At 65.3% G+C, this 26,750-nt stretch carries 8 protein-coding genes and 1 pseudogene; 4 read left to right on the forward strand and 5 right to left on the reverse strand.

Features of this window, described 5'->3' with window-relative positions; translation table 11 throughout:
• Positions 1-100: 100 nt before the first annotated feature.
• The 3 genes from H8F01_RS19820 to H8F01_RS19830 all read left to right on the forward strand — a co-directional run bounded on the left by H8F01_RS19820 (position 101) and on the right by H8F01_RS19830 (position 10,259).
• A complete protein-coding gene (locus H8F01_RS19820; protein WP_187056730.1) occupies positions 101-7,273 on the forward strand; it encodes an ESPR-type extended signal peptide-containing protein in 7,173 nt (2,390 codons plus the stop codon).
• 116 nt (positions 7,274-7,389) lie between these two features.
• Positions 7,390-9,345 (forward strand): S8 family peptidase, encoded by a 1,956-nt coding sequence (locus H8F01_RS19825; RefSeq protein ID WP_187056731.1) that lies wholly within the window; start codon positions 7,390-7,392, stop codon positions 9,343-9,345.
• 188 nt (positions 9,346-9,533) lie between these two features.
• Positions 9,534-10,259, forward strand: a complete 726-nt coding sequence (locus H8F01_RS19830; RefSeq protein WP_187056732.1) for a response regulator transcription factor — start codon at positions 9,534-9,536, stop codon at positions 10,257-10,259.
• A gap of 30 nt (positions 10,260-10,289) precedes the next feature.
• Here H8F01_RS19830 and H8F01_RS19835 read toward each other — a convergent pair whose 3' ends face one another.
• From H8F01_RS19835 to H8F01_RS19850, 5 genes and pseudogenes are all read right to left on the reverse strand, one after another.
• Positions 10,290-11,996, reverse strand: coding sequence for a ShlB/FhaC/HecB family hemolysin secretion/activation protein (locus H8F01_RS19835; protein ID WP_187056733.1), 1,707 nt, complete (start codon positions 11,994-11,996; stop codon positions 10,290-10,292).
• Positions 11,997-12,067: 71 nt separating this feature from the next.
• Complete coding sequence (locus H8F01_RS19840; RefSeq protein ID WP_238481067.1) at positions 12,068-22,336, reverse strand: YDG domain-containing protein; 10,269 nt, start codon at positions 22,334-22,336, stop codon at positions 12,068-12,070.
• A gap of 15 nt (positions 22,337-22,351) precedes the next feature.
• A pseudogene (locus H8F01_RS22020) lies at positions 22,352-22,474 on the reverse strand (ESPR domain-containing protein); the annotation flags it as partial.
• A gap of 253 nt (positions 22,475-22,727) precedes the next feature.
• A complete protein-coding gene (locus H8F01_RS19845) occupies positions 22,728-23,282 on the reverse strand; it encodes a hypothetical protein (RefSeq protein WP_187056735.1) in 555 nt (184 codons plus the stop codon).
• On the reverse strand, positions 23,279-24,079 hold the full coding sequence (locus H8F01_RS19850) for a DUF2092 domain-containing protein (protein ID WP_187056736.1): 801 nt from the start codon (positions 24,077-24,079) through the stop codon (positions 23,279-23,281). Before H8F01_RS19850 ends, H8F01_RS19845 begins: the two co-directional genes overlap by 4 nt.
• A gap of 606 nt (positions 24,080-24,685) precedes the next feature.
• On the opposite strand from H8F01_RS19850, the gene H8F01_RS19855 reads away from it, so the two are divergent.
• Entirely contained in the window at positions 24,686-26,230 is a 1,545-nt protein-coding gene (locus H8F01_RS19855; protein WP_187056737.1) for an autotransporter family protein, read from the forward strand.
• The last annotated feature ends 520 nt before the right edge of the window (positions 26,231-26,750 follow it).

The raw sequence follows: 26,750 nt of genomic DNA on the forward strand, positions 1-26,750 counted from the left end.
TTTCCATCGCGCGCCCGTCGGCCCTGATGCGGGTCGATGAGGGGGAGCGAGTTCGATGACTGGGCGCCATGCCTTTCGAACTCGTTGATGGGGAGATTCAATGAACACGATCTACAGCAAGATCTGGAGTCCTGCGCTTGGGGCGGTAGTGGTTGCCTCCGAGCTTGCACGTGCCCATGGAAAGGGGCGCAGTGGCGCGACCGCGCGTCGCGCCGTTGCCGCTGCGGTGGTGCTGTCGCTGGCGCTTGCGCCGCTGACATCGCATGCGGCGGTGTGCAGTGGCGTCTTCACTGCCGGCCAGAAACCCACGGCCACGGGGACGTCGATGGCCTGCGGCGACGTGGCGGCTGCCACCGGACAACACGCCACGGCGCTCGGCAACAACACGCTGGCCAGCGGCGATCACAGCAGCGCCCTGGGTGATGGCGCGTCGGCTTCCGCCAGCAGCACGACGGCCGTGGGCGACGGCAGCGTGGCCACTGCCGCAGGCAGCGTGGCGCTGGGCCAGGGTTCGGTGGCCAATGAAGTGAACACCGTTTCGGTGGGCGTGGCAGGCAAGGAGCGCCGCATCACCAACGTGGACGATGGCGTGAATGCCCACGACGCCGTGAACAAGGAACAGCTCGACGCTACCGCCGCGCAAGCCAACACCAACCTGGTCAATGCCACGCGTTACCTCAAGGCCACCGGCAAGGGTGACGGCAGCGACGATGCACAGGCGTTGGGCACGCAGGCCGTGGCCATCGGCGCCAAGGCGAGCACGGCGGCAGGCATGCACGGCGCGACGGCGGTGGGTGCGGGCAGTCATGCGGACGGCAATATCGGTTCCGCCTTCGGCAGCAATGCCTACGCGCAGGGCAATGCCTCCACGGCCATGGGTGGCAACGCGGTCGCCGCAGGTGGCTCCGCGACGGCCGTGGGTGCGAATGCGGTCGCCTACGGTCTGGGCAATCTCGCGGTGGGCGATGTCGCCACCGCCTATAGTCAGGGTGGTGCCACCACGGCCATCGGCACGGGGGCGGACGCCGAGGCCGACGGCGCCACCGCGATTGGTGCCGAAGCCTCTGCCTACGGTGGCGGCGGCGTATCGGTGGGCCGGCAGGCCGCCTCGGGTGGTGAAGCCAGCGTGGCCGTCGGCGCACGCAGCGCTGCCACGACGTTTGGCACGGCGGTGGGTGGCTATAGCCAGGCCATCGGCGAGCGCAGCACCAGCGTCGGCGCGTATAGCGCCGCCGTCGGTGCGCACAGCGTAGCCGTCGGCGAATATGCCGCCGCCACCGACGACAACAGCGTCGCCATCGGCGGCAGCACGTGGACCGATACCAATGGCAACGGCAAGCCCGACCCGGGCGAAGCCACCATGGCCAGCGGCCACGGCGCGATCGCGATCGGCGCGCAGGCTTCCGCGCAGGGTGAAGGTGCGCAGGCCGTGGGTTACCAGAGCTCGGCCAGCGGCGCACAGAGCAGCGCCAGCGGTGCGATGAGTTCCGCCGCGGGCCACGGTGCCACGGCAACCGGTGCGCAGAGCGTCGCGCAAGGCGAGCAGGCTACTGCCGAAGGCAACATGGCTTACGCGAGCAGCGATTATGCGACGGCCGTGGGTTCGGCCAGTTTTGCTGATGGCACCGGTGCATCGGCAGCAGGCAGTGGTGCAACGGCCATAGGCAACAACAGCACGGCCGCCGGTTACGCCAGCACCGCCACGGGCATCCATGCCGTGGCCGTGGGCGCAGGCGCGCAGGCACAGACCAACAGCAGCACGGCCCTGGGTGGTGCCGCCACGGCCGCGGGCAGTGATGCCACCGCCCTGGGCGCCAGCGCATTGGCCGCGGGTGGTTATGCCGTGGCCACCGGTTATCAGGCACAGGCACTTGGCGACAACACCGTGGCCGTGGGCAGCCTGACCAAGGCGAAGGCGGCGAACAGCGTGGTGGTGGGTACGGCCGCTTCCGTGGATGCCAACTCCAGCGGTTCCATCGTCATGGGATACGGCGCGGCCGCCACGGATGGCACGGACAGCAGTGGAAATCCGCGCGGCTCGATCAACAGCGTGGTGATCGGCAACAACGCACTGGCGTATTCCGGTGCGCAGAACGGCATCGCCATCGGCTACCAGGCCGCCGTGGCACAAAACTCCCTCGACGCCATTGCGCTGGGCGTGCGCTCGGTGGGTTACGGCCAGGGCTCGATGGCCTTGGGCACGGGCACGTACGCACTCGGCCAGGGCTCGACGGCCATCGGCGGCTGGCTGGATGTCAATGGTGACGGCAAGCTGCCGCGCTCGGGCACCAGCGGTGGCGAACTGACCTGGGCTTATGGCAAGGGTTCGAACGCCTATGGCGCCGCGGCGACGGCCTTCGGTGATTACGCGATGGCGCTTGGCACGCTGGCCTATGCCGGCGGCAGCCAGGATGCCGGCGATGGTGCGCTGAGCGGTTCGGTGGCGGTGGGCTACAAGTCGTTTGCCGCAGGCGACGGCACGGTGGCGGTCGGTCGCGAGGCGCTTACCCAGCACGATGGCGCGACGGCCGTCGGCTATGCCAGCGTTGCCTTCGGCCAGGACAGCGTGGCGCTGGGTCACGGTGCGGTCGCAGCCTACGACAACGACATGGCGCTGGGCTCGGGTGCCTGGGCCGGTGGCGGCTATGGCACGCGCAACATGGCCATTGGCGTGGGCGCCACCGCGGGCAATCCGAACGCGGACAGCGACGATCCCAGCCAGAACGTCAGTGATTCGATGGCCATTGGCGCAGGCTCCTCGGCCATCAGCAACCAGTCGCAGGCGATGGGTGTCAATGCGATGGCCAGCGGCGTGCAGAGCGTGGCCATCGGCAATCAGGCCGACGTCGCCGCTGACTACGGTACCGCCGTAGGCTCGGCCAGCTTCGCGATGGGCACCGGCGCTACCGCGGCAGGCAGTGGTGCCACCGCCATCGGCAGCGTGAGCGCGGCGGTGGGTTACAACGCCACGGCCACGGCCGACAACAGCGTGGCGCTCGGCGCCAACGCGCTGGCCGATCGTGCCAACAGCGTGTCGGTGGGCAGTGCGGGTGCGGAGCGCCAGGTCACCAACGTGGCTGCCGGTACGCAGGGCACCGATGCGGTGAACGTGGCGCAGTTGGGACAGGCCACGCAGTACGAGGCGTTTGGTCCGCACGAAGGGCCGGGCGCCACCATCAACGGCGATTTCGTGCCAGCGTCGGCCACCGGCATTGGTGGCGTTGCCGTGGGCATGAACGCGGTGGCGAGCGGCGCGTTCGCTACGGCGTATGGCCTGGTGGCCCGCGCCACCAACAGCGAAACGCTGGCTGTGGGCGACTGGACCGATGTCGAAGGTTTCGGCGCGACCGGTGTTGGTGGCAGCGCCAAGGCATTTGGCGACTGGTCGACGGCGCTGGGTGCGCATGCGTCCACGCCCGCCGAAGGCGCGACGGCCGTCGGTGCGGGTGCTACCGCTTTCGCCGAGAGCGGCGTTGCACTGGGCAATGCCGCACACGTGCTGCCGGCAGCGGTCGGTGGCATGGCGCTGGGTGCGTATTCGCTGGTTACGGCGGCAGGTGTGGACAGCGTGGCGCTGGGCGCCGGTTCGGTGGCCAACCGGGCCAGCACGGTGTCGGTCGGTTCGGCCGGTAGCGAGCGTCAGATCGTCAACGTGGCAGCTGGCACGCAGGCCACCGATGCGGTGAACGTGGCGCAACTGCAGGGCGCCACGCGTTACCTGGCTGCCAATGGCGTGGGTGATGGCAGCGACAATGCGCTGGCCGTGGGCGATGACGCGACGGCGGTGGGTTCGGCCAGCTTCGCGGCCGGCACGGGTTCGTCAGCCATCGGTAGCGGCAGTACGGCGCTGGGGTCGTTCAGTACGGCGACCGGCTACAACAGCGTAGCCGCGGGCGATCACAGTTCGGCCTACGGTGAAAACGCGCAGGCGAACGATGTCTACGCCACGGCCACGGGTGCCAGCAGCACGGCGGGCAAGGCGGGCGACACCGCCACTGGTGCGTACGCACAGGCCACCGGCGGCTACAGCGTGGCCGAGGGTTACGCCGCGCAGGCGCTGGGTGGCCAGGCCGTGGCCGTGGGTCTTTCCAGCAAGGCGACCAACGGCGCCACGGCCATCGGCGGTTACGCCAATGCGTCCGGCACGGCATCCGGCGCATTCGGCAACGGCTCCACGGCCAGCGGCAATTACAGCGTGGCGCTGGGTACGCCGGTGGATCAGGGTGGCGTGCTCTACAACATTCCCACCGGCATCCTGGTGGGCACCACGGCCAAGGGCCTCGCTTCCACGGCGGTTGGCCCGGGTGCATCGACCGGTTCGGACGCCTATGCGGCCATTGCCGTCGGCACCATGGCCGAAGCGGATGGACGCTTCAGCATCGCCCAGGGCACGCAGAGCCTGGCCAGCGGCCAGTACGGCATTGCCATCGGCGGCCGCACCTATGCCACCGGCGATTACAGCGTGGCCATGGGTTACGCCAGCCAGGCCACCGGTCGCGTCGACGTGGCGCTCGGCGTGGGAGCCACGGTGGGCAGCAGCGTGAGCGGTGCCGTGGCGCTTGGTTCGGGTTCCACGGCCACGCGCAGCAACACCGTGTCGGTAGGCAGCAGCACCAACAAGCGGCAGATCACCAACGTGGCGGCAGGCACGGACAACGGCGATGCCGTGAACGTGGCGCAGCTCAACGCCACCACCGCTACCGCCACGCATTACCTTGCCGCCAATGGCGTGGGAGACGGCAGCGACAACGCGCTGGCTACAGGTACCGATGCCACCGCCGTGGGTTCAGCGAGTTTCGCTCAGGGCGATGGCTCCTCGGCCATTGGCAGTGGCACCACGGCGCTGGGGAACAACAGCACCGCGGTGGGCTACAACGCCATCGCCACGGCGGACAACAGCGTGGCACTCGGCGCCAACTCGGTGGCTGACCGCGCGAACACCGTGTCGGTGGGCAGCGCGGGTGCGGAACGCCAGATCACCAGCGTGGCGGCCGGCACGCAGGGCACCGATGCGGTGAACGTGGCGCAGCTGGGCCAGGCCACGCAGTACGAGGCATTTGGTCCGCATGACGGCCCAGGCGGCACCATCGATGGTGATTTCGCACCTGCATCGGCCACGGGCATCGGCAGCGTCGCGGTGGGCATGAACTCGAACGCCAGCGGCGTGTTTGGTACCGCGCTGGGCATGATGTCCCGCGCCACCAACAGCGAAACCACGGCTGTGGGTGACTTCACCGACGTCGAAGGCTTCGGTGCCACCGGCGTGGGCGGCAGCGCAAAGGCGTTTGGCGACTGGTCCACGGCACTGGGTTCGCACGCTTCGTCCCCGGGTGCCGATGCCACCGCCGTGGGTTCGGGCACCCGGGCATTCGCTGCCAACAGCGTGGCGCTCGGCGATGCGGCCAACATCAACACGTCGGCCACGGGCGGCATGGCCCTGGGTGCCTCGGCCAGCGTCAGCGCGGCAGGGGTGAACAGTGTGGCCTTGGGCGCCAGCTCGAAGGCAACGCGCGCCAATACCGTGTCAGTCGGTGCGGAAGGCAGCGAGCGCCAGATCGTCAATGTGGCGGCTGGTACGCAGGCTACCGATGCGGTGAACGTGGCGCAGCTCACGACGGCGACGCAGTACAGCGCCGCCAACGGTGCGGGTGACGGCAGCGACGCCGCACTGGCAGCGGGCGATTACGCCACCGCCATGGGTTCGGCCAGCTTCGCGCAGGGCCCGGGCTCGGTGGCGCTGGGCAGCGGTGCGACGGCGCTGGGCAACCAGAGCACGGCCACCGGCTACAACGCCACGGCCATCGCGGACAACAGCGTGGCGCTCGGTGCCAACTCGCAGGCCGACCGCGCCAACTCCGTGTCGGTGGGCAGCGCAGGCAGTGAACGCCAGATCACCAACGTGGCCGCAGGCACCAGCGATACCGATGCGGTGAACCTGGCGCAGCTGCGTGACACCGGACTGGTCAGCAGCAGCGGCCAGACGCTGAGTGCGCTGACCTACAACGATGCCACGCAATCCATGGTGACGCTGGGCGGGCAGGGCGGCACGGTGCTGTCGAACCTGGCCGCCGGCACGCAGATGGATCAGGCGGTGAACGTGCGCCAGCTTAGCTCGCTCGCCGCCACCGTTGGCGGTGGCGTGTCACTGGGTGCGAATGGCCTGATCGGCACGCCGATCTTCAAGGTGCAGGGCAGCAGTTACTTCAATGTCGGTGATGCGCTGACCGCGCTGGATGGTGCGGTGGGTGGTGCGATCAGCAGCATCAACGCACTGGAGAACAAGGCAGCCTCGTCGACGGCTACGATGACGACGCACGCCATGCTGTCATCGGCCTCGTTGCAGTCCACGACCGCCACGGCGGCTACGGTGGGCACCGGCGCTACGGCGGATCTGGCAACGCCGTCCGTGGCAGCAACGGCCAGCGCAACGCCGACGGCAGCCACGGCCACCACCACGCCGGTGGCGGCTGCTTCCACCACACCCAGCGTCACGCCGGGCACCGGCAACGGCATGGCGGTGGGCGCCGGTAGTTACGCGAAGGATTCGCGTGACAGCGCCGTTGGCATCAATGCACGCATCGAAGCCGATGGCAGCACCGCGCTGGGCAACAACACCAGCATCTCCGCGGCGGCGACCAATGCGGTGGCGGTGGGCGCGGACAGCTCGGTGACGGCGGCGTCCGGTGTTGCGGTGGGTCAGGCAGCCACGGCGACGGCGGCCAACTCGGTCGCACTGGGTGCGAACTCCGTGGCCGATCGAGAGAACGCCGTATCGGTGGGCGCGGCTGGCAGCGAACGCCAGATCACCAACGTGGCCGCCGGTACGGTCGCCACCGATGCGGTGAACAAGGGCCAGCTCGACAGCGCAACGTCCGAGGCGATCGCCGCTGCCAAGACATATGCCGATGCCGGTGACCAGGCCACGTTGAACAGTGCCAATGCCTACACCGACAGCAAGCTCGGCAACATGGTCACCACCGACAGCTTCAACTCGTTCAAGGACCAGGTGAACCAGCAGTTCCACCAGGTCAACACGCGACTGGATCGCGTGGGTGCCATGGGTTCGGCGATGGCCGGCATGGCAGGCGCCATTGCCGCCGCGCAGAACACGACCAACCGCGTCAGTGCGGCGGCCGGTGGCTACAACGGCCAGGGAGCATTGGCCGTGGGTTATTCGCACACGCTGCCGGCGAACGGTGCGGTGCTGGTCGGCGGCTCCATCGCGGGAGGCGGTGAATCGTCAGCGTCCGTCGGCGTCAGCTTCGGCTGGTAAGCCACTTCGTTTCATGCAAGCACGTCAGTGACCTGTCCGGCCCGAGGGGGCGGATCGGACAGGCGCTGATGACATCCGGATCCACCATCCACTTCATGCATCACCGGGGAGACATCATGTTCAAGTTCCGACCGTTCCAGACCTGCGCCCTCGCCGCTGCACTGGCGCTGGCCTTGCCCGTCGCTCATGCGGCCGACACCGTGTCCGCCGATGTCGCCGGCAAGATCAGCCTGGCAGCGCTGCAGGCGCATCCGCAGGTCACTTATGACCGCTTTATCGTGACTTACCGCAACGGCACCACGGAGAACCTCAACGCCAGCGCCGCCACGCAGAACGTGGGCCAGGCGGCCGCGCGCCTGGGCAACGGCAACGTATCCGTGGGTCACGTGCGCAAGCTCGCCACCGGCGCGCACCTGATGCACACCTCGCGCAGGCTGAGCGCGAGCGAAGCCACCCAGTTCATGGCGCAGATTGCCGCCGACCCCGCCGTGGCCCACGTCGAGCCCGACGTGATGATGCAGCTCGTGCGTGACATTCCTTCCACGCAGAAGCTCTCCGCGCAGGCGGCGGCCGCAAAGAACGTGACCGCGCAGGATCTGCTCAGCGGCGCGCCGAACGACTCGTACTACGCGAACTATCAGTGGCATTTCCAGCCGGTCAGCAGTTCCGACCTCGGTTCGGCCGACGTGGAGAAAGCCTGGACGGTCGCCGATGGTGCCGGTGTCACCGTGGCCGTGCTCGATACCGGCATCACGCAGCATCCGGATCTGGATGAATCGCTGGCCGACGCCGGTTACGATTTCACCTCCACGGCGCTGGTGTCCGGCCGTGCTGCCGATGGTCGAGCCGCTGGCGGCTGGGACCTGGGCGACTGGACTACCGGCGACGCCTATGCCGGTTGCCGCGACGCAGGCGACAGCGGCGAGAACAGCAGCTGGCACGGCACCCACGTGTCCGGCACCATCGCCGAGCTGACCAACAACGGCACCGGCATGGCCGGCATTGCCCACGCTGCGCGCGTGCTGCCGGTACGCGTACTCGGCCACTGCGGCGGTTACACCTCGGACATCGCCGACGCCATCACCTGGGCTTCGGGCGGTCACGTGGACGGCGTGCCGGACAACCAGAACGTGGCGCAGGTGATCAGCATGAGCCTGGGTGGCAGCGGCATCTGTTCCGCGTCCGATGCCTTTGGCGTCGCCATTGCCGGTGCCATTTCGCGCGGTACCACCGTGGTGGTGGCGGCCGGCAACAGCGGCTCCAACGTGTCCGGCTTCAGCCCCGCCAGCTGTCCGGGCGTGATCTCGGTGGCGTCCAACGGCATCACCGGCAAGCGCGCGTTCTATTCCAATTACGGCACCGGCGTGACCATCTCTGCACCGGGCGGCGGCATCTACGTCAACGATGCCTCCAGCGGCACGCAGGCCAACCCGACCGGCTTCGTGTGGTCGACCGTCAACAGTGGCACCACCGTGCCGGCATCACCGACCTATGGCGGCATGGCTGGCACCTCGCAGGCCACTCCGCATGTGTCGGGTGTGATCGCCTTGATGCTTGGCGCCGAGAAGGATGCCGGCCTCACCGCGTCAACGCCGGCGCAGATCGCCACCATCCTCACTTCCACCGCGCGCGCGTTCCCGGTGGTGGAGGACTATCCGATCGGTGCGGGTATCGTCGATGCCTACGCCGCGGTGCAGAAGGCTGTTTCCGGTTCCGACAATGGTGGCGGCGGCGGTGACGGTGACTCGGCCATCACGCTCACCGCGAACACGGTGCTGGCCGGCCAGAGTGGCGGTGCAGGTACGGCGACGGTGTACTCGATCACCGTGCCTGCCGGTGCCAGCAACCTCAGCCTGCGCAGCTTCGGCGGCACCGGTGACGTGAGCATGTATGTCAAGGCGGGTTCGGCACCGGCAGCTGATGGCAGCAATGCCGACTTCAGCTCCAGGCGTCCGGGCAACACCGAAACCGTGGTGATCGCCAAGCCGGCTGCCACTACGTACTACATCAGCATCGCCGGCGGCGCCACGTCCTTCAGCGGCCTCAGCGTGCTGGCCTCGTACACCAAGTAACCACCGCGATGCGTCGATCGCGTTGATGTGTTCCATCACCGTGCACAGGGACGTGCACGGGGGCTCTCCGTGACGAGTGAGCGACGGCTGTCCCGCCGGGTTGTCCAGGAAGGCCGGCCCGGTTCCATCCATCCACCGTCGAATGCGCACACCCTTGCGCGCGGTCATCCGCAGGCATGAATGAAGTAATGAGCGAACCACTGCAAACAGCGCCGAACAGGACGTGGCGCATTGCCGTACTGGAAGATGACACCCAATTGCGTGAGTGCATCCTGCTGCCGGGCTTGCGGTACTTCGGCTTCCAGGTGACCGGCTCGGGAAACGCGGCCGAGCTATACCGGAACATGCTGGCCGCCTCGTACGACATCGTCGTGCTGGATATCGGCTTGCCGGGCGAGGACGGCATCAGCATCCTGAAACACCTGCGCTCGATGTCCAATATCGGCGTGGTCATGCTTACCGCCAATGCCGACGTCAACGACCAGCTGGAGTCGCTCAGGGAGGGGGCCGATGCCTTCCTCAAGAAGCCGGTCGACATCCACATTCTTGCCGCCACGCTGCATAGCCTGGCGAGGCGCCTGGCGCCAGCCGATGCTGCCGTCAGTACCAGCGTGGCCTGCGGCAAATGGCGCCTGGACACGGAAGACTGGTGCCTGGTGACGCCGGCCGGCCAGCCGCTGCCATTGAGTGCGCCAGAGCGTTGCGTGCTCAGCCTGCTCATGCGGGAAAGCGATGAACCGGTGTCGCGCGAACGACTGATCGCCGCACTCACCTCGGACATCTATGATTTCGATCCCCACCGGCTGGAGATGATGATCTATCGCCTGCGCCGCAAGGTCCTGAGTGCCGCCGGCCTCACCTTGCCATTGCTGACCGCTCGAGGGCGGGGATACCTGTTCCGCCGCGACGGTTGACGTCGGGCCAGGCGGCGGTGCGGCCTTCCTTCAGAAGAAGGCCTTGCGCACCTGCACCCAGAAGCGGGTCGAGTTGTCCACGCGTCCCTTGAGCAGTTCCGGCGTGCCGCTGACGGGTGTGGCCACGCTGGCCGCCACGCGCCAGCCGTGTGGCGCCGACCAGTTGGCGCCCAGCCCCACACTGTCCAGGCGAGCGCTGTTGATGCCGGACAGGAAGGGGTTCTCGTAGATCTCCACGCGGCCCGTATCGAAGAACGCGGTGAACTGCCACACGCCGGGCGACCAGGAAAACACCTGGTCGTGGCGGTATTCCACGGCGGCCTGGCTGCCGATGCTGCCCGCGATCACGCCGATGTCATAGCCACGCACGCTATCGGGGCCGCCGAGGAAGAACTGCTCCGAACTGTCGAGATTCTTGTTCGCCGTCTGCGCCGTGAAGCCAAGGTACAGCGCATTGGCGGGGTCAAGCTGCTGCAGGCGCGAGATCGAGAATTCGAATTTGGTGTAGCTGCCCGAGGTCTGCGGGCCGAAGTAGTCGAAGAAGGCGGTCTGGAAATTGTCGGTGGCCAGCCGTCCGTAGCTCGCCGTGACACGCGCATTGGTGACACCGGTGACGTCGATCTGGTCAACCGCGAGCGTAGCGCTCCAGCGATTGATGTGACGATCATTGTTCAGGCCGATCACGTCGACGCGGTCATCCAGGCGACGATGGTCATACTCGACCGTGGCATAGAGGTTGCCCTTCGTGTTGCGGATGATCGGCTGCCAGAGGAATGCGCTGCCGACGGTGGCCGTGCCGTGTGCGTCCAGGTGGCGCGCATCGCCGCCAAGGCGGTAATCCAGCCCGGAGTAGGCGATGCCGAAGGTGGTGCCATAGCCATTGAGCCGGTATCGGTACTCGCCGCGCCCGTACTTCATGCCGGCGCCACTGGTGGTTACATCGAAGTCGAGCAGGTCACCCTGGCCCAGCGGACTGTTGATGGAGAGGCTGCCGGTGCCGCGCACTTCGCCGGTGTACTGGGCGGCGAAATTGTCCAACCCCAGTTCGCCGGTGAAGCGGGGCTGCGGCGTGACATCCACCTGCAGGTCCGATGTGCCGACGTCCTGCCCAGGGCGCATGGTGGAATTGACGTTTGCGCCGGGAATGTCCGAAAGCGACAACAGGCTGCGTTCCAGCGCGAATTCGGTGACGGGTTGGCCGGGCTGCAGCGACGAGGTGGTGGCGTTGAGCACGCGGGTGGAGACATAGCTCTGGTTGTTGATGTTCACCTTCCCGTAGCGTGCCTCGGCCACGTCGATACGCACCACGCCATCCTTAATGGTCTGCGCCGGCACGTAGGCTGTGGCGAGCGGATAGCCGTGCTGGTGATAAACCTCGCTGATGCGCAGCGCCAGTGCATCGAGGTCAGCCAGCGTCAGTTCGCGACCCTCGCCGGAGGCCACCGCGGCGTGCAGCTGATCCGTTGGCAGTTCGGTGTTTCCGGTGATGGTGATGTTGCGCACCATGAAACGCGTGGTGCTCTGCGGGCTTTCCTTTGATGACGGCTGGATGGTCAGGTCGAGCTTGGAGGAGGGTGCTTCGGCGGGTGGTCTCGTCACTTGTTGCAGGAGTTGGCCGCTGCTGGTCGGCGGTGGCGTGGGCCGGTTCTGCGCCCATGTGACCGGCGCGCTCAGCGCGATGGCGATTGCCGCGCCAAGCCGGATGCCATGGGAGGTTTTCAGTTGCTTTGTCGGCATGAGCACAAACCTGTGAATAGCGTGGAAGGCGTTTCGACCGTTGATCACTGCGCGCCGGGGAAGCTGGCGGATCACGGTGATTTGTTCTCGGGCAGTCGCACGCCACCGTCGACCACCTGCAGCGGCAAGCCGGGATGGAAGTCCGAACGGATGCGGTTGCGCTCCATCGGATGCTGGTCATCCTGCTTCTGGTTGCCGGTGTAGACACCCGTTGCGTTGTCCCTGGCCGTGCCGAAAGGCGTTTCGATGTCGCTATGGGTGGCCAGCGCCTGCAGGGCAGCCACGTAGCCCAGTGGGAACGGATCCGGCAGCGGTGGCGTGGGTGGCCCGATCGGCTGCGTGATGTCCGCGGTGAGATCGGTGGGCTGGACCAGCACGTAGTTCCCGGCGTCGGCACCGCTGAGGGTCATGTGGGTGTTCACCGGCTTGTCATTGCCGACGTTGGGATCATTGAAGTTGCCGGTGGTGTCGTTGCCGAGCACCACGTTGTCATTGCCTTGTACGCCGGCCAGCGACGATCCGGACAGGTTGTCCAGCGTGGTGCCGTCGTAGGGGCGGTCGGTGGTCTGCGTGCCGGTGACGGTCAGCGTGGCAGGTGTCACCGTGAGCCAGTCAATGCCGCCGGCCAGGGTGTAATTGCTGGCCAGTGCGCCGTTGTTGCCGCTGAGGGTAAAGCCGCTCAGGCCATTCGCCGCGAACGCCTTCTGGCTGCCCACGTTCTTGTCGGCAAGCGTGCCGGAACCGCTGAGCGTCAGCGTTTCACCGTTGACGCCGGTGAGCACGCCGCCGTTGCCGAACAGGCTGGCGGATGCCCCCGTGGTGGCGTCATAGACGCGCGTGCCGGTGAGGTTGAGGATGGCCGGGTTGATGTTCGCCTGCGCGGCAGTGGTGATATTGAACGTGTAGTTGCCCGCATCGGCGCCGCTGGCGCTGATGCCATTCACCGTGACCTGCTTGCCGACGCCGGCATCCTTCGTGTCGAAGTTGGCCGAGCCATCGCTGAAGGTCACCGAGTCACCGGCCAGCACGCCATTGCTGGTCAGGTTTACGGTGGCTGCCGTGTTGCCGTCGTAGGTCTTGTTGTTGGCGGTGGCGGTGACGTTGATGGCCAGCGGGGTGATGGTGACCCAGTCGGTACCGCCGGTCAGTGTGTAGTTGCTGGCCAGTGCGCCATTGTTCCCTGACAGGCTGAAGTTGGTCAGGCCATTCGACGCGAACGGTTTCTGGTTGCCAACGTTCTTGTCGATCAGCGTACCGTTGCCACCCAGTGTGAGCGTTTCACCGTTGATGCCGGTCAACACGCCCTGGTTGCCGAACAGCACCGGCGAGGCCAGGTCGGTGCCGTCATAGACCCGGGTGCCGGTGAGGTTGAGCACGTAGGGGAAGATGGTGGCCGTGGTCTGCACGATGGATGGATAGACATAGTTGCCCGCATCCGCACCGGTGAGGGTTGCGCCGCGGATGACGATCGGAACGTCCGTCCCCGCGTTGGGCGACACGAACGCGGCGGACTGATAACTGGCTACCACGTTGTCGCCGGCAATAATGCCGCCATAGTTCGCGCTGAGCAGTGTGACGTTGGTGGTGCCGTCGTAAACCTTGTCGGCAGCGTTGGCGGTGACGATGATCGGTTTGGGCAGGATCGTCACCCAGTCGGTACCACCGGTGAAGGTGTAGTTGCTGGCCAGCGCACCGTTGTTGCCGGTGAGCGTGAAGCCATTGATCCCCAGGGGAGCGAACGATTTCTGGATGCCGACGTTCTTGTCCACCAGCAGACCGCTGCCACCCAGGGTGAGCGTTTCGCCATTGGCACCGGTGAGCACACCGTTGCTGCCGAACATGCTGGCATCGGCCACGCGCGTGGCGTCGTAAATGCGAAGGCCGGTCAGGTCGAGGATATAGGGCGTGATGTTGGCCGTGGTGGTGGCGCTGGTGTTGAAGCTGTAGTTGGCTGCATCGGCGCCGCTGTCGGTGATGCCCGTGACGGTGACCGTCTTTCCGTTGCCCACGTCCTTGGTGTCGAAATTGGCCGCGCCGTAGCTGAAGTTCACGGTGTCGCCGGCCAGTACGCCGGCGCGTATCAGGGTCGCCTGCGCGATGGTGCTGCCGTCGTAGACCTTGTCGAGTGCCGAGGTCGAAAGAGTGATCGCCAGCGGGTTGATGGTCACCCAGTCGATGCCGCCGGCAAGGGTGTAGTTGCCGGCGGCTGCGCCGTTGTTGCCGGTGAGCGTGAAGGTGGCCAGGCCATTGGGGGCGAATGGCTTCTGCGTGCCGGCATTCTTGTTCACCAGGGTGCCGTAGCCACCCAGGGTGAGGGTTTCGCCGTTCACCCCGGCCAGCACGCCATTGTTGCCGAACAGGCTGGCAGCGGCGTTCGCCGAGCCGTCGTACGTGCGCATGCCGGTGAGGTTGAGGATGTACCCGGTGATATTGGCGCTGGTGGTCACCGATCCCGGGAAGGTGTAGTTGCCGATGTCTGCGCCGCTGCCGCTGATACCGTTCACCGTGATCGGGATATTGTTGCCCACGTTGGCCTGCGCAAAGAGCGCGTTGGTGTAGGCCAGCGACGCATTGTCGCCGGCCACCAGGCCGTTGACGGTGAAGCGGCTGAGTTGCGCAATGTTGTTGCCGTCGTAGGCCTTGTCCTGGCCCACCGCCGTGACCAAAAGCGCCTTGCGGGTAATGGACACCCAGTCACCGACGCCGGTACCCAGCGTGTAGTTGCTGGCCAATGCACCGTTATTTCCGGTCAGTGTGTAGCCCGCCAGCCCATTGGTCGCGAAGGGCTGCGCCGAGCTGGCGTTCTTGCTCGCCAGCGTGCCGGTACCGGACAGGATGAGCGTTTCGCCGTTGACGCCGGTCAGCACGCCGTTGCTGCCGAACAGGCTGGCTGCGGCGTTGGTGGTGCCGTCATAGACGCGGGTGCCTTGCAGCATCAGCAGGTAGGGCGTGATGTCGGCGGTGGTACTGGCCGTGGTGTTGATGGTGTAGTTGCCTGCATCGACACCGCCGGCACTGATGCCGCTGACGCTGACCGGCTTGCCGTTGCCGACATTGGCGTTGTTGAACAACGCGGACGTGTAGTTGAAGGTGACGTTGTCGGTACCCAGCACGCCGCCGCTGCCCAGCGTCACGGTGGCATCGGCATCACCATCGTAGACCTTGTTCGTGCCGGTGGCCTGCACGGTGATGGGCCGTGCGCTGATGAGAACGGAGTCGTTCGCCGCCACATCCAGCTGGTAGTTGGCGGCCAGGCCAGTGCCGTCTGTCAGCGCCAGCGTGCCCAGGTTGCTGAGCGCCTGCGTGCCGACATTCTTCGACACCAACGTGCCGGCGCCTGTCACGGTAAGGGTTTGGCCGCCAAGACCGTTCACGACTCCGTTGGTGCCGAACACGGAAGCATCCGCACCGGTGGTGGCATCGTAAACGCGGGCGCCGTTGAGGCGGAGGATGTAGGGCGTGATGTTGGCCGTGGTGGTGGCTGTGGTGTTGAACAGGTAGTTGGCTGCATCGGCGCCGCTGGCGGTGATGCCATCGACTGTGACGGTCTTTCCGTTGCCGACGTTCGCAGTGTCGAAGTTCGATGACCCCGCGCTGAAGGTCACGATGTCGCTGCCAAGCAAACCCGTTGAACTGAGATTACTGAGTGTCGCCGCGGTGGTCGTGTCGTACGCCTTGTTGAACGCGCTGGCAACAACGCTGATCGTTAGTGGCGTGATCACGCCATCGGTCAGGTTGCCCGGTTGACTCAGCGTGTAGTTGCCCGCGTCGGTGCCGCCTAGCGACAGCGCGCCAAGGGTCACCGTCTTGCCATTTCCGACGTTCTTGGTGTCGAACGTGCCGGTCGTGGCATTGTTCAGGGTGACCTGGTCCGTGCCGAATACGCCCACCAAGGTGCCGCCCTGCAGGGCCGCGATGGTGTTGGCGTCATAGACCTTGGGGACGGAGGTGAGGCCGCTGACGGTAAGGTTGAACGGGATGATGGTGACCCAGTCAGTGCCGTCGATCAGCGTGTAATTGCTGGCAAGCGCACCGTTGTTACCCGTGAGGGTGTAGCCGTTCGACACCGCAGGACCGGAGATGAACGATTTCTGGTTGCCCACGTTCTTGTCGATGAGTTGGGCGCTTCCCGACAGCGTAAGCGTTTCACCATTGACGCCATCGATCACGCCGTCGTGGTTGGTGCCGAAGATAGTGGCCAGGGCGATATCGGTGCCGTCATACACGCGCGTGCCCTGCAGGTTGAGGATGCGCTGGGTGATATCGGCGGTCGTGGTGGCTGTGGTGTTCTGGAAGATGTAGTTGCCGGCATCGGCGCCGCCTTCGGTGATGCCGTCGACGGTTACCGTGAGGCCGTTGCCGACATCCTTCTGCGAAAAATTGGCCGATGTGTAGGCGTAAGTGACATTGTCGCCTGCGATGACTCCCGGGCTGTCCAGTGTGACAGTGGCGGTGGTGGTGCCGTCGTAGGCCTTGCTGTCCGCGCTGGCATTCACGACAGTGCTGATGGCCTTCCTATAGATGTTGGCCGCCAGTCCGCCGGGCTGTTGGATCACATAATTGCCGGCATCCGTGCCGGTGATGTTCATGTTGGTGCTGACGGCGATATTGGTGCCGACATCCTTTTGGGCGAATGTGCCAAGGGTGTCGTTGCCGAGGGTGACCACGTCCGACCCAAGCACGCCGCTGAGCGTCGCGCCGGTAAGCGTGGCATCGGTAGTGCCGTCATACACCTTGCTCTGCGCAACGGTGTTGATGACCGTCAGGATCGCCGGGTCGATGGTCAGCCAATCGGTGCCGCCAGCCAGCGTGTAATTGCTGGCCTTGGCGGTGCCGTTGCCCGTCAAGGTGAAGCCGGTCACGTCCATCGGCTTCTGTGTCCCGACATTCTTGTCGGCCACGGAGCCCTGTCCGCCGAGTGTGAGCGTTTCGCCGTTGACGCCAGCCAACTGGCCGCCGCCGAACAGGGAAGCATCGGCAATGCTGGTTGTATCGTAAATGCGCGTGGCCGTGAGATTGAGGATGCGCTGGGTGATGTCGGCCGCGGTGGTGGCGGTGGTGTTGAGCAGGTTGTAGTTGCCGGCATCCGCACCGGTCAGCGCGATGCCGGTCACCGTCACCGGGAGGTTGCTGCCGACATCCGACTGGGAGAATGTGGACGACGTTGCGCTGTAGCCGATGGAATCGGTTGATACGACGTTGGAGCTGTAACTGACCTGTGCCAGGTTGGTGCCGTCATACTGCCTGTTTTTGCCGGTGACGGTGACCGTCACGCCAAGCTGGGTGATGTCGGCGATGAGGCCGGTGGGCTGGATCAGGTTGTAGTTGCCGGCATCCGTGCCGGAGATCGTCATGCTGGTGGTGACCGGCTTGTTGGTGCCGACGTTCTTGGTATCGAACGTGCCGACCGTGTCGTTGCCCAGCGTGACCACATCGCCCGGCAGCACGCCGTTCAGTGTCGCGCCGCTCAGTGCAGCGTTCCGGTTGCCGTCGTACACCTTGCTTGCCGCCACTGTGTTCAGCACCGTCAGCGTCGCCGGCGTGATGGTGACCCAGTCGTTGGCGGCAGTGTTCAACTGGTAGTTCTGGGCCAGGCCAGTGCCATCGGTCAGTGCCAGCGTGCCCAGGCTGCTGAGTGGCACATGGATGCCGACGTTCTTGCTTGACAACGTGCCGGCGCCAGTCAGGCCCAGCGTTTGTCCGTTGACGCCGTTCACGAATCCGTTCACGGAAAACACGCTGGCATCGGCATTGGTGCTGGCGTCGTACACGCGCGTGCCGGTGAGCGTGATCAGCGCCGCCGTGATCTGTCCCAGCGGACCCGTGGCGGTGGTGGGCAACAAGTAGTTGGACAGCAGGGTGCCGGTGGGGGCGCTGTAGTTTGACGGCTCCAGCGTGGCCTGCAGGCCAATGTTGGTGCCGACATTGGGCGACAGATAGCCACTGCTGGTGGAGCCGTTGATGCTCCCGCTTTGTCCGCTGACAAAACCCGTGATGGTGTAGTCACTGGGCGAAAGACTGACCGACGTGGTGCCGTCGTAAGCCTTGACGGGATTGCCGGTGATGCTCACCGTCAACGGACGTGGCGTGATGTTGGCGGTCAGTCCGTAGGGTTGGGATACGGAATAGTTGCCGGCCTGGGCGCCGCTCAGCGTAAAGCCGCTGGTGTTGACCAACAGGCTGTTGCCCACGTTGGACGTAATGAAGTTCCCGGTGCCGGACGCGGCATTCAGCGTCACGTTGTCGCCGCCGAGCACGCCGGAAAGTGACGCCCCGCTGGTATTGATGGTGGCGAGGGTGGTGCCGTCGTAAATCTTGTCATTGGCATCGGCGCCAAGGATGGTGAGCGGGGCGGGCGTAATGTTGGCGGTCAATCCCGCAATCGGTTGCAGCAGGTAATTGGGCGCTGCGCTGCCGGAGATGCTGAAGCCATTCGTGCTTACCGCAATGCCATTGCCCACGTTGGATTGGGCGAAGGTGCCGGTAGTGCTGGTATTGAGCGTGACGCTGCCCTCGTCACCCGACACCAGGCCGGACAGGGTGGCACTGGCGACATTGAGCGTCGCGGCAGTCGTGGTGTCATACACCTTGTTGTTCGCGTAGGTGTTGATGACATACAGCGGTGCCTGGATGATCGTGCCTGGCCCCGTGGCGCTGGTGGGCAAGGTGTAATTGGTGAGCAGCGTGCCGGCATTGGCGGTGAAATTGGACGGCACCAGCGTGCCGCTGATAAGCCAGTTTCCAGCGTTGGCGCTGGCGTAATAGAAGTTGGTGGTGGGCGTGATGGTGGCGCCCTCGCCGGACACAAACCCGCCGATAACGAACTGCAGATTGTTGCGGGCCGCGAGGTTCGATCGGTTGTAGACCTTGGTCGGGTCGCCCGTGATGAAGGCTGTCAGCGGCGCAGGGATGATGGTGCCCGTGCCATAGGCATCGATCGGGAAGGTGTAGTTGTTGAGGTCGGTTCCCGCGTTGGGCGTGAAGTAGGACTGCAGCATGGTCGCGTGTACCGGCTGCGAGCCCGCATCCTTGGTGGCGTAGTCGCCGATCACGGTCTGGTTCACCGTGGCGCCCTGGCCGGGCACGAAGCCCGACAGGGTGAAGTCGCCTGCAGGGATGGTGGCGACCGTCGTGCCGTCGTACACCTTGGACGGGTTGCCGGTGATATCCACGGTGAAGTAGGCGGGACCGATCTGCCGCTTGTAGATCGTGCCCAGGCCTGTTGCCGTGGTTGGCAGCAGGTAGTCGCTGAGCAGCGTGTTGGGACCTGCGGTGAAGTTGCCCGGCGTGAGCGACGTGGTGACCGTCCAGAAGCCCACGTTCGACGAAGCGTAAGTGCCGCTGGTGGGGTAGGGGCTGAGGGTGATCTGTTCGCCGGGTATGGTGCCCGTCACCTGATAGTTGCCCGAGCCCAGCGTGGCGACGTCGTTGCCGTCATACACCTTGCTGGGGTTGTTGACGATGTCGACCTGGATGGGCTGCGGCGTGATGATGCCGTTGAGGTTGGTGTCGTTGGTCGGGAAGGTGTAGTTGGACATCGACGTACCCGTGGCGGGTACGAAATCCGATGCCGTCAGGGCGACCGTCACCGGAATATTGGTGCCCGCGTGGGAGGTCGCGTAACCGGACCCGGAGAACTGGGCGATGGTGGCGCTCTGTCCTGCCACGAATCCCGAAATGGAGTAGTTGGACTGGTCCAGCACGACACCCGTGGTGCCGTCGTAAACCTTGGTGGGGCTGCCCAGGAAGCTGATGGTCAGCGGCGCCGGCGTGATGTTGGCGGTAATGCCCGAGGAAAAACCACTCACGCTGTAATTGCTGGCGGCCGATCCACTCAGCGTGAAGCCGCTGGCCGACACGGCCAGGTTGTTGCCCACGGCGGACTGGCTGAAGGTGCCGCTGGTGCCCGTACTCGACAGGACCACGTTGCCCGCATCCGAAGGCACCAGGCCACTGATACCCGCACTGCCCACGTTGAGCGTGGCGGCCGTCGTGCCGTCGTAGACCTTGTTGTTGGCGGTGACACCCGTAATGGTCAGCGGACGGAGTGTGATGTCCGCCTCGAGATAGCCGGTTGGCTCGAGGAAATAGTTGGCTGCCTTGCCGCCACCAAGCACGAAGCCGGTGGCCAGCACCTGGATATTCGTACCCACATTCGGGGTAACGAACGCCGCGTTCGCCGCGGACGAATCCAGCGTGACCTGTCCGGCGTCAGTACTGATCAGGCCAAACAAGGCGGCGCCACTGCTGTTGAGCGAAGCCGCGCGGGTGCCGTCGTAAACCTTGTCGGACGTGGTCAGGCCGGTGACCAGAAGCGGGGCCTGGGTGATCGTGCCCGTGCCGGTGGCTGTGCTCGGCACGATGTAGTTGTTGAGGTTGGTACCGCTGTTGGCCACGAAATTCGTGGGTGTGAAGGTGGCGCTCATCGCGATGCCGGAGCCGGCGTTGGGCGTGGCGTAGCTCACCGAGCTGGCCTGGTTCACCGTGGCGCCCTGGCCTGCGACGAAGCCGCTGAAGCTGTAGTCGCTGGCGGTCAGCGTGGCGCTGGTGGTGCCGTCGTACACCTTGGTCGGATTGTTGACGATGCTGGCCGTGAGCGGCGCCTGCGTAATGGTGCCGATGGCGGCGCTGACCGTGGCGTTGTTGAGCAGATAGCCATAGACCGGAATGGTGCCGGTGCTGTCGACAAAGGCGAGTCCGGCGGTGGTCGTGGGCGAGGTCACCACGATGTTGCTGCCCGCATTGGCGCGGGCATACGAGCCGGTGGCGCTCTTGATCTGGTCGCCGTTGACCAGGCCCGAAGCCTGCAGGTTGGCGCCGGTCAGTGCGGCGGTCGTGGTGCCGTCGTAGACCTTGCTGATGGTGCCGGTGAGACCCGTGGCGGCGACCGTGGGCGCCAGGCTGTACAGGAAACCGTTGCCACTGGCCGCGGGCGCCTTTGCATAAGGCGCGTTGTACTGGATGAACGAGGGCGTGAGTCCACCAACGGTATTGGCGGTGGGGTTGGCCGAATAGATCAGCCACGGCGATGACGTGCCCGTGCTGACCGCCGTCGCTCCACCGTTGTTGACGAACTTCGCGGTCGAGAGGGTTACGCCTGTACCGCCGACGATGGATGCGCCGGCGCCAATCGTCAGGGTGCCTGCAGGTGCGAGCATGGTGACCCCGCCCGCACCATTGATTGCCGCATTCACGTTGATGGCGTTGTACGCGTCCAGCGTCAGGCTGGCGGCCGAGTTGGTCCAGGTGATCGGTGCGGTGACCGTGATGTCACCGTTGCCGGGGGTCTGCGTACCCGCGCCCGAGGCACCCGTGGCCGTGGTTTGTTCGACCACGTTGGTGCCGCCGTTGAGCGTGGTAGAGATGGTGCTGGCTGCGGCGGTATCGATGGTCAGGTCGGTGGGGTCGACCAGCCAGGTGCCGGCACGCCCATGCGGTGCTGCGGCCGTGATCTGCGCGTCGGGCGCCAGCGCGAAATGCGCCGCCGACGTTTCGATGGCGCCGCCGTTGCCGCCGTTGGGTGCGCTCGCATCGAGCTGACCGCCGACATTGACCTGGCCTGCCGTCATGCCGCCGACCAGGGTGATGACGCCATCGTGATTCTCAACTGATTGCGCGCGCACCTTGCCGGTGTTGTTCACCACACTCGCCAGCAGCGAGTCCTTGGCGCCGGCAGTCATCAGTACCTGGCCACCGTCGGCCACGATCAGCTCACGGTTCTCGGCGAGGTTGTTCAGCGTGCTCTGATCCACCTGCACGCGCACGAGTTTCGTGTCGTTGAAGGTGAGGGTGACGGCGCTCCCGCCGGCCAGCGCCACCGTGCCCAGTCGTGCACTGATCACGCCCTGGTTGGATACCTGGTTGCCGAGCAGGGCGACATAGCCACCGTTGGCCGCGTTGATCACGCCCTGGTTGACCACTCGCCCGGCTCCCGGGCCACTGAACGAATGCTGGTTGCCGGTGACGCCATCGGACGTGGTGTCCAGCGTGGAAGCCACGATGCCGCCCACGTTGACTTGCGCGCTCTTGCCGAACAGCACGCCGTTGGGGTTGATCAGCCACACCTGGCCGTTGGCATTGAGGTGACCATAGATCTCGCTGGGGTTGTTGCTGTAGACGCGGTTGACGGCTACGGCGCTGCGGCCGGGCTGCACGAAGTTCACCGTCTGGTCGGCGCCCACGTTGAAGCTCTGCCAGTTGAGCTGAAGGCTCGGGCTGTTCTGCTGGATGGTGGTGGTCAGTCCGGACTGCTGGATGCTTCCGCTGCCGGCGATGATCTGGCCGCCGATGGGGCCATTGGCCGCCTGGGCCATGCCGGTCATGGCCAGCGCACACGCCATCAGGGAAAACGCCAGTCCTCGTCGACTTCCCGGTTGAGGCGATCTGGAAGGGGATCCGGACCGGTCACGGGCCAGTTCCGATGCAACCACCCACTGACGAAGGGCACGATTCCAGCACAGGCGGTAGATCTGATTCATGGCGTTGGCACCTCAGGGAAACCGGGGCAACAAGTAACGGGTTGCCGTATGACCGGTGAGGAAAGTCCATCGAAAGAGACGGACACTTCGAGCTCGAGCCATGGCCCGCGCGTCGAAAGTCGTTGTGATGAAGCAATGTGTCGAACAGGTTTTGGGCGGTTGGGCGTGCGCTGTCGTGGGGGAAGCGCGGCGGGGCGACCAGCGAGGCGTTCGTCGGCGCGCCCAACCGTTGTTCCGGTTGGGCGCGTCTGGATCAGTAGGGTGGATTGACGACCACGTACTGCACCTGGCTGCCCGCGTAACTGGGCTGGTACCAGGTACTGCCGCATTGCGAATAGGTGACGCCGTTGGACACGACGGTCTGGCAGCTGGGTGGAACGGAGTTGACGACCGAACCCACGACCGCTGCGGTCATCGCCACCGTGGCTGTTACGGCAGCGGCCGTTGCCACCGGGTGGTCATTCCAGCCGTGATGGTCCCAGTCGTTGTCCACGTCGACGTTCACGTTGCGATTGACGTTGACGTTCTGGTTGACGTTGGTGTTGCGATTGACGTTGCGGTTGGTGTTGTTGTTGACGTTGCGGTTGGCGTTGACGTCGCGGTTGTTGGCGACATTGCGATTGCCGGCGTTGTTGTGCGCGCCACTGTTGATGTTGGCGCGGGAGGAGGCGCGTGCCTGATGGGCGCCACCGCCACCACCGCCCCTGCCTTCGCGGGCAAACGCAGATGTTGAAAGGGTCAGGGCCATGACGCCAAGCAGGAGGGCGCAGGGCAGGGCACGTGCCAGGGTAGTGACTCGGTTCTTCATGGCGATGCCTCCGAGGCGGGCTTGCCCTGTCCGATCTTGATCGGGTGATCGTCCTGCGATGGAGTGAAGTTGAAGACGCTGTCGGCGAGCGGCGTGGTGGTATCCCAGTCGAACGTGGCGCGGTACTCGGGTTGCGTCGGGTCGTCGAGATTGGCGATGACCAGCCTGATCGGCAGCAGCGTCTGCCGGGAGATCCACACCTGCCAGTCCACGCCGGCCTGGCGCATCAGCAGGTGGTCGCATTCCATCTTGCCGATGCGCGAGGGGCCAATCACGGTGGCCGCCTGGATGTTCGACAGTGGCGCCTTGTCGGTACCCCAGTAGAAGAGGTCACCCAGCGGCAGGTCGATGTCGTACTTCTCCTGCGCCGCTTGCACCAGTTGTGCGACGGTACCCGTCACGGGCTTGCTTGCGTAGTAATGCATGCGCGGCGCGTAGATCGTGAACTGGCTGCCGTTGTAGTAGAAGCTGCGTTCCTTGCGATCGCTGTCGACGGCGGCGAAGAGCCGGTCCGGCGCACGAATCTTGTAGGTCACGGTGCCGCCGTAGGTCACCTTTTGGCCTGTCTCCAGCACCTCTTCGTCACTGATGTCTGCGGTGACCGAGAAGGTCTTGAGTGAGCGGAGCTTCTGCGCCATCGCTTCGATGGCGTGAATGGCCGAAGGCTCTACCGCCGGCGCCTGGTCTGCGGACTGTTGTGCCTCGGGCGGCTTTTTCGTCTCCGCCGCCCAGGCAGGCGCTGCGGTGCTGGTGGCTGCGATCGCCATCAGAAAGGCCCATTGCCATGATCGTTTCACGGTGCAACCTCCTGGACGCCAATCGATCCTGATGTCATCTCGCCAGATCTGCCTGGACGAGAAAGCCGGCCGCGGATCGCGTGGCCGGCTATTGATGGATTCGGGTTGAGACGGATGGTGGGTGGTTGTTTCTCGCCACCGATGAAACGTCGCTTTTTCGTGAAGCTCCATGCGCGGCAATTTCATCCGGCGCACCGGCTTGGGCGCAGGCCTGTCTGTCATGGAGGCATGCGCCCGCATGACCACGCAACGAAGTAGCTGCCAGGACATTCGGCGGCGTGGCAACGGTGCTTGAAAAGGGCCCCTCTTGCCGGTGGCGAGCGGATTTTCTTGTGACGAAGCGATGCGGCTTGGCCAGCCATGGCGGCGTGCAGGGCGCATTCGCGCGATGCAAGGGAGCATTTTCCATGCGTAAATTTCCATATTTCATCTCGTGATAGCTTGCGCTTTCGAGACGTATTTTCGAATCCGTAAAACTCCATCAATCCGTTGCGTAGTACTACGGAAAAATCTGACTGATCGCCTGGGCAATCCAGAGGCGACTCGCTCATGGCCAGATGAAAATGGCGTGTAGAACAGGCGGGTCACCGCCATGCCGCGTTCGATGTGCAGAGCGGCGCGACGCTGGATCTTGGTGGCTATTCGCAGCGCGTGGCCTCGCTGACCCATGCCGGCACGATCAACTTCGGCAGCACGCCGGGCACCACGCTGACCGTGCAGGGCGACTATGTCGGCCAGGGCGGCACGCTGAACTTCAACACGGCCTTGGGTGGCGACGATTCGGCCACCGACATGCTGGTGGTGGCGGGCAACACCTCGGGCGATGCGCTGGTGCACGTCACCAACGTCGGTGGCGCGGGTGCGGCCACCACGCAGGGCATCAAGCTGATCGACGTGCAGGGCACCTCCAACGCCACGTTCTCGCTCAAGGGCGACTACGTGTTCCAGGGCCAGCAGGCCGTGATTGCCGGCGCGTATGCGTATCGCCTCTACCAAGGCAGCGCGGATACGGCGGACGGCAACTGGTATCTGCGTTCGGCGCTTACCGATCCACCGACCTCGCCGGGCGGTGGCACCGATACGGGCGGCGACTCCAACGCCGGCGGCGGCTCGAACACGGGTGGTGGTTCCGATACGGGCAATGGCGGTGGCGATCCTTCCGGCAACAACACGGCGCCGCTGTATCAGCCGGGCGTGCCGCTGTATGAGGCGTACGCCGGCATCCTGCAGCAGGCCAATACGCTCGATACGCTGTTCCAGCGCACCGGCAATCGCCAGTGGGCGGGTGGCCAGTCCGGCGACGGCATGACACCGGGCGAGGGCGCGTGGGTGCGCGTGCGGGGCGGTGACCAGACCTTCAGGCCGGAAACGAGCACCAGTGGCACCAACTACGACATGTCGAACTGGAAGTCGGAAGTGGGCCTGGATGCGATGCTCTCCGACAGCGCCGCAGGCAAACTGGTGGCGAGCGGGTCGCTGCAGTACAACCACATCAACTCCGACGTGAGCTCGGCCTATGGCGACGGTCGCATCAACACCAGCGCCTATGGCGTAGGCGGCGCGCTGACCTGGTACGCCGACAACGGCTTCTACGCCGATGGCCAGGTGCGCTGGCTGCGCTTCAGTTCCGACCTGCACTCCAACTCGCTGGGCCAGGTGCTGCGCGACGACAACAAGGCCGATGGCTACGCCGCCGGCGTGGAAGTGGGTCAACGCTTCGCGCTGAATGACCGCTGGTCGCTGGTGCCGCAGGCGCAGGTCAGCTGGGGCAGGGCGGCGTTTGACAGCTTCGACGATACCTACGGTACGCATGTGTCCCAGCAGAAGGGCACCGCGGGCACGGCGCGCGTCGGCTCCACCTTCGACTACCTCACTGCACGACAGGGTGCGTCCGGGGCGGTGCTTACGCATCTGTACGCCATCGTCAACGTCTACGACAACTTCCAGCGCGGCACGCAGGTGGATGTGTCGGGTACCGATTTCAGCACCCGCAATGAACGCTGGTGGGGCGGATTCGGCCTGGGTGGTTCGCTGGACTGGGCGGGCGGCCGTTACTCGGTGTACGGCGAACTGCAGGCACAGACCGGCTTGTCGAACTTCGGCAACTCGCATGCGTTCAACGGCACCGTCGGGTTCCGCATGCGCTGGTAACGGGCAGGGCGCCAGTTCCATGCAATCCGCGTGGGGCTGGCGCCTTTCAGGTGCTCACTGAAGCTCAGTGCGTTGCTGTTTGCGGGGCTTGGAGCATGTACGACATTTGCCGGTGAGCGGCGATTATGCGGCCGGCCATCCTTGTCCCCAAAGCCACGGCAGCCGTTCCGTTGCATGTGGACCGGACTCCTTGCGCCATCCTTACGCGAGCGCGAATCAAGCCATTGAGGCCGGGTAATAAGCGGGTGGGCGAAACATGGCGTGCATGGGTCATGCGGCCCGACGCAAACCTGATGTTCAACGGGTAATGCCACCCGCGCAGCCGCAATTTTACGTGTGGATACGGGCGCGTCTTCCGCGCCGTTTGCTCTCGACATCCTCGGGTGCCGGAGGCCTTGGTAAGAGTGCCGTCCCATCGGAAATGGACGTCCATCGCGAGGTCGGACAATTCCGTAGATGTACGAGAAAGCGCCTAAGCATTTCCTCTCTTGTGGGTCATGGGGCGCCCTCGCATACTTTT

Origin of the sequence: Dyella telluris (genome assembly GCF_014297575.1) — a bacterium.
In the GTDB taxonomy this organism is placed as follows: Bacteria; Pseudomonadota; Gammaproteobacteria; order Xanthomonadales; family Rhodanobacteraceae; genus Dyella; species Dyella telluris.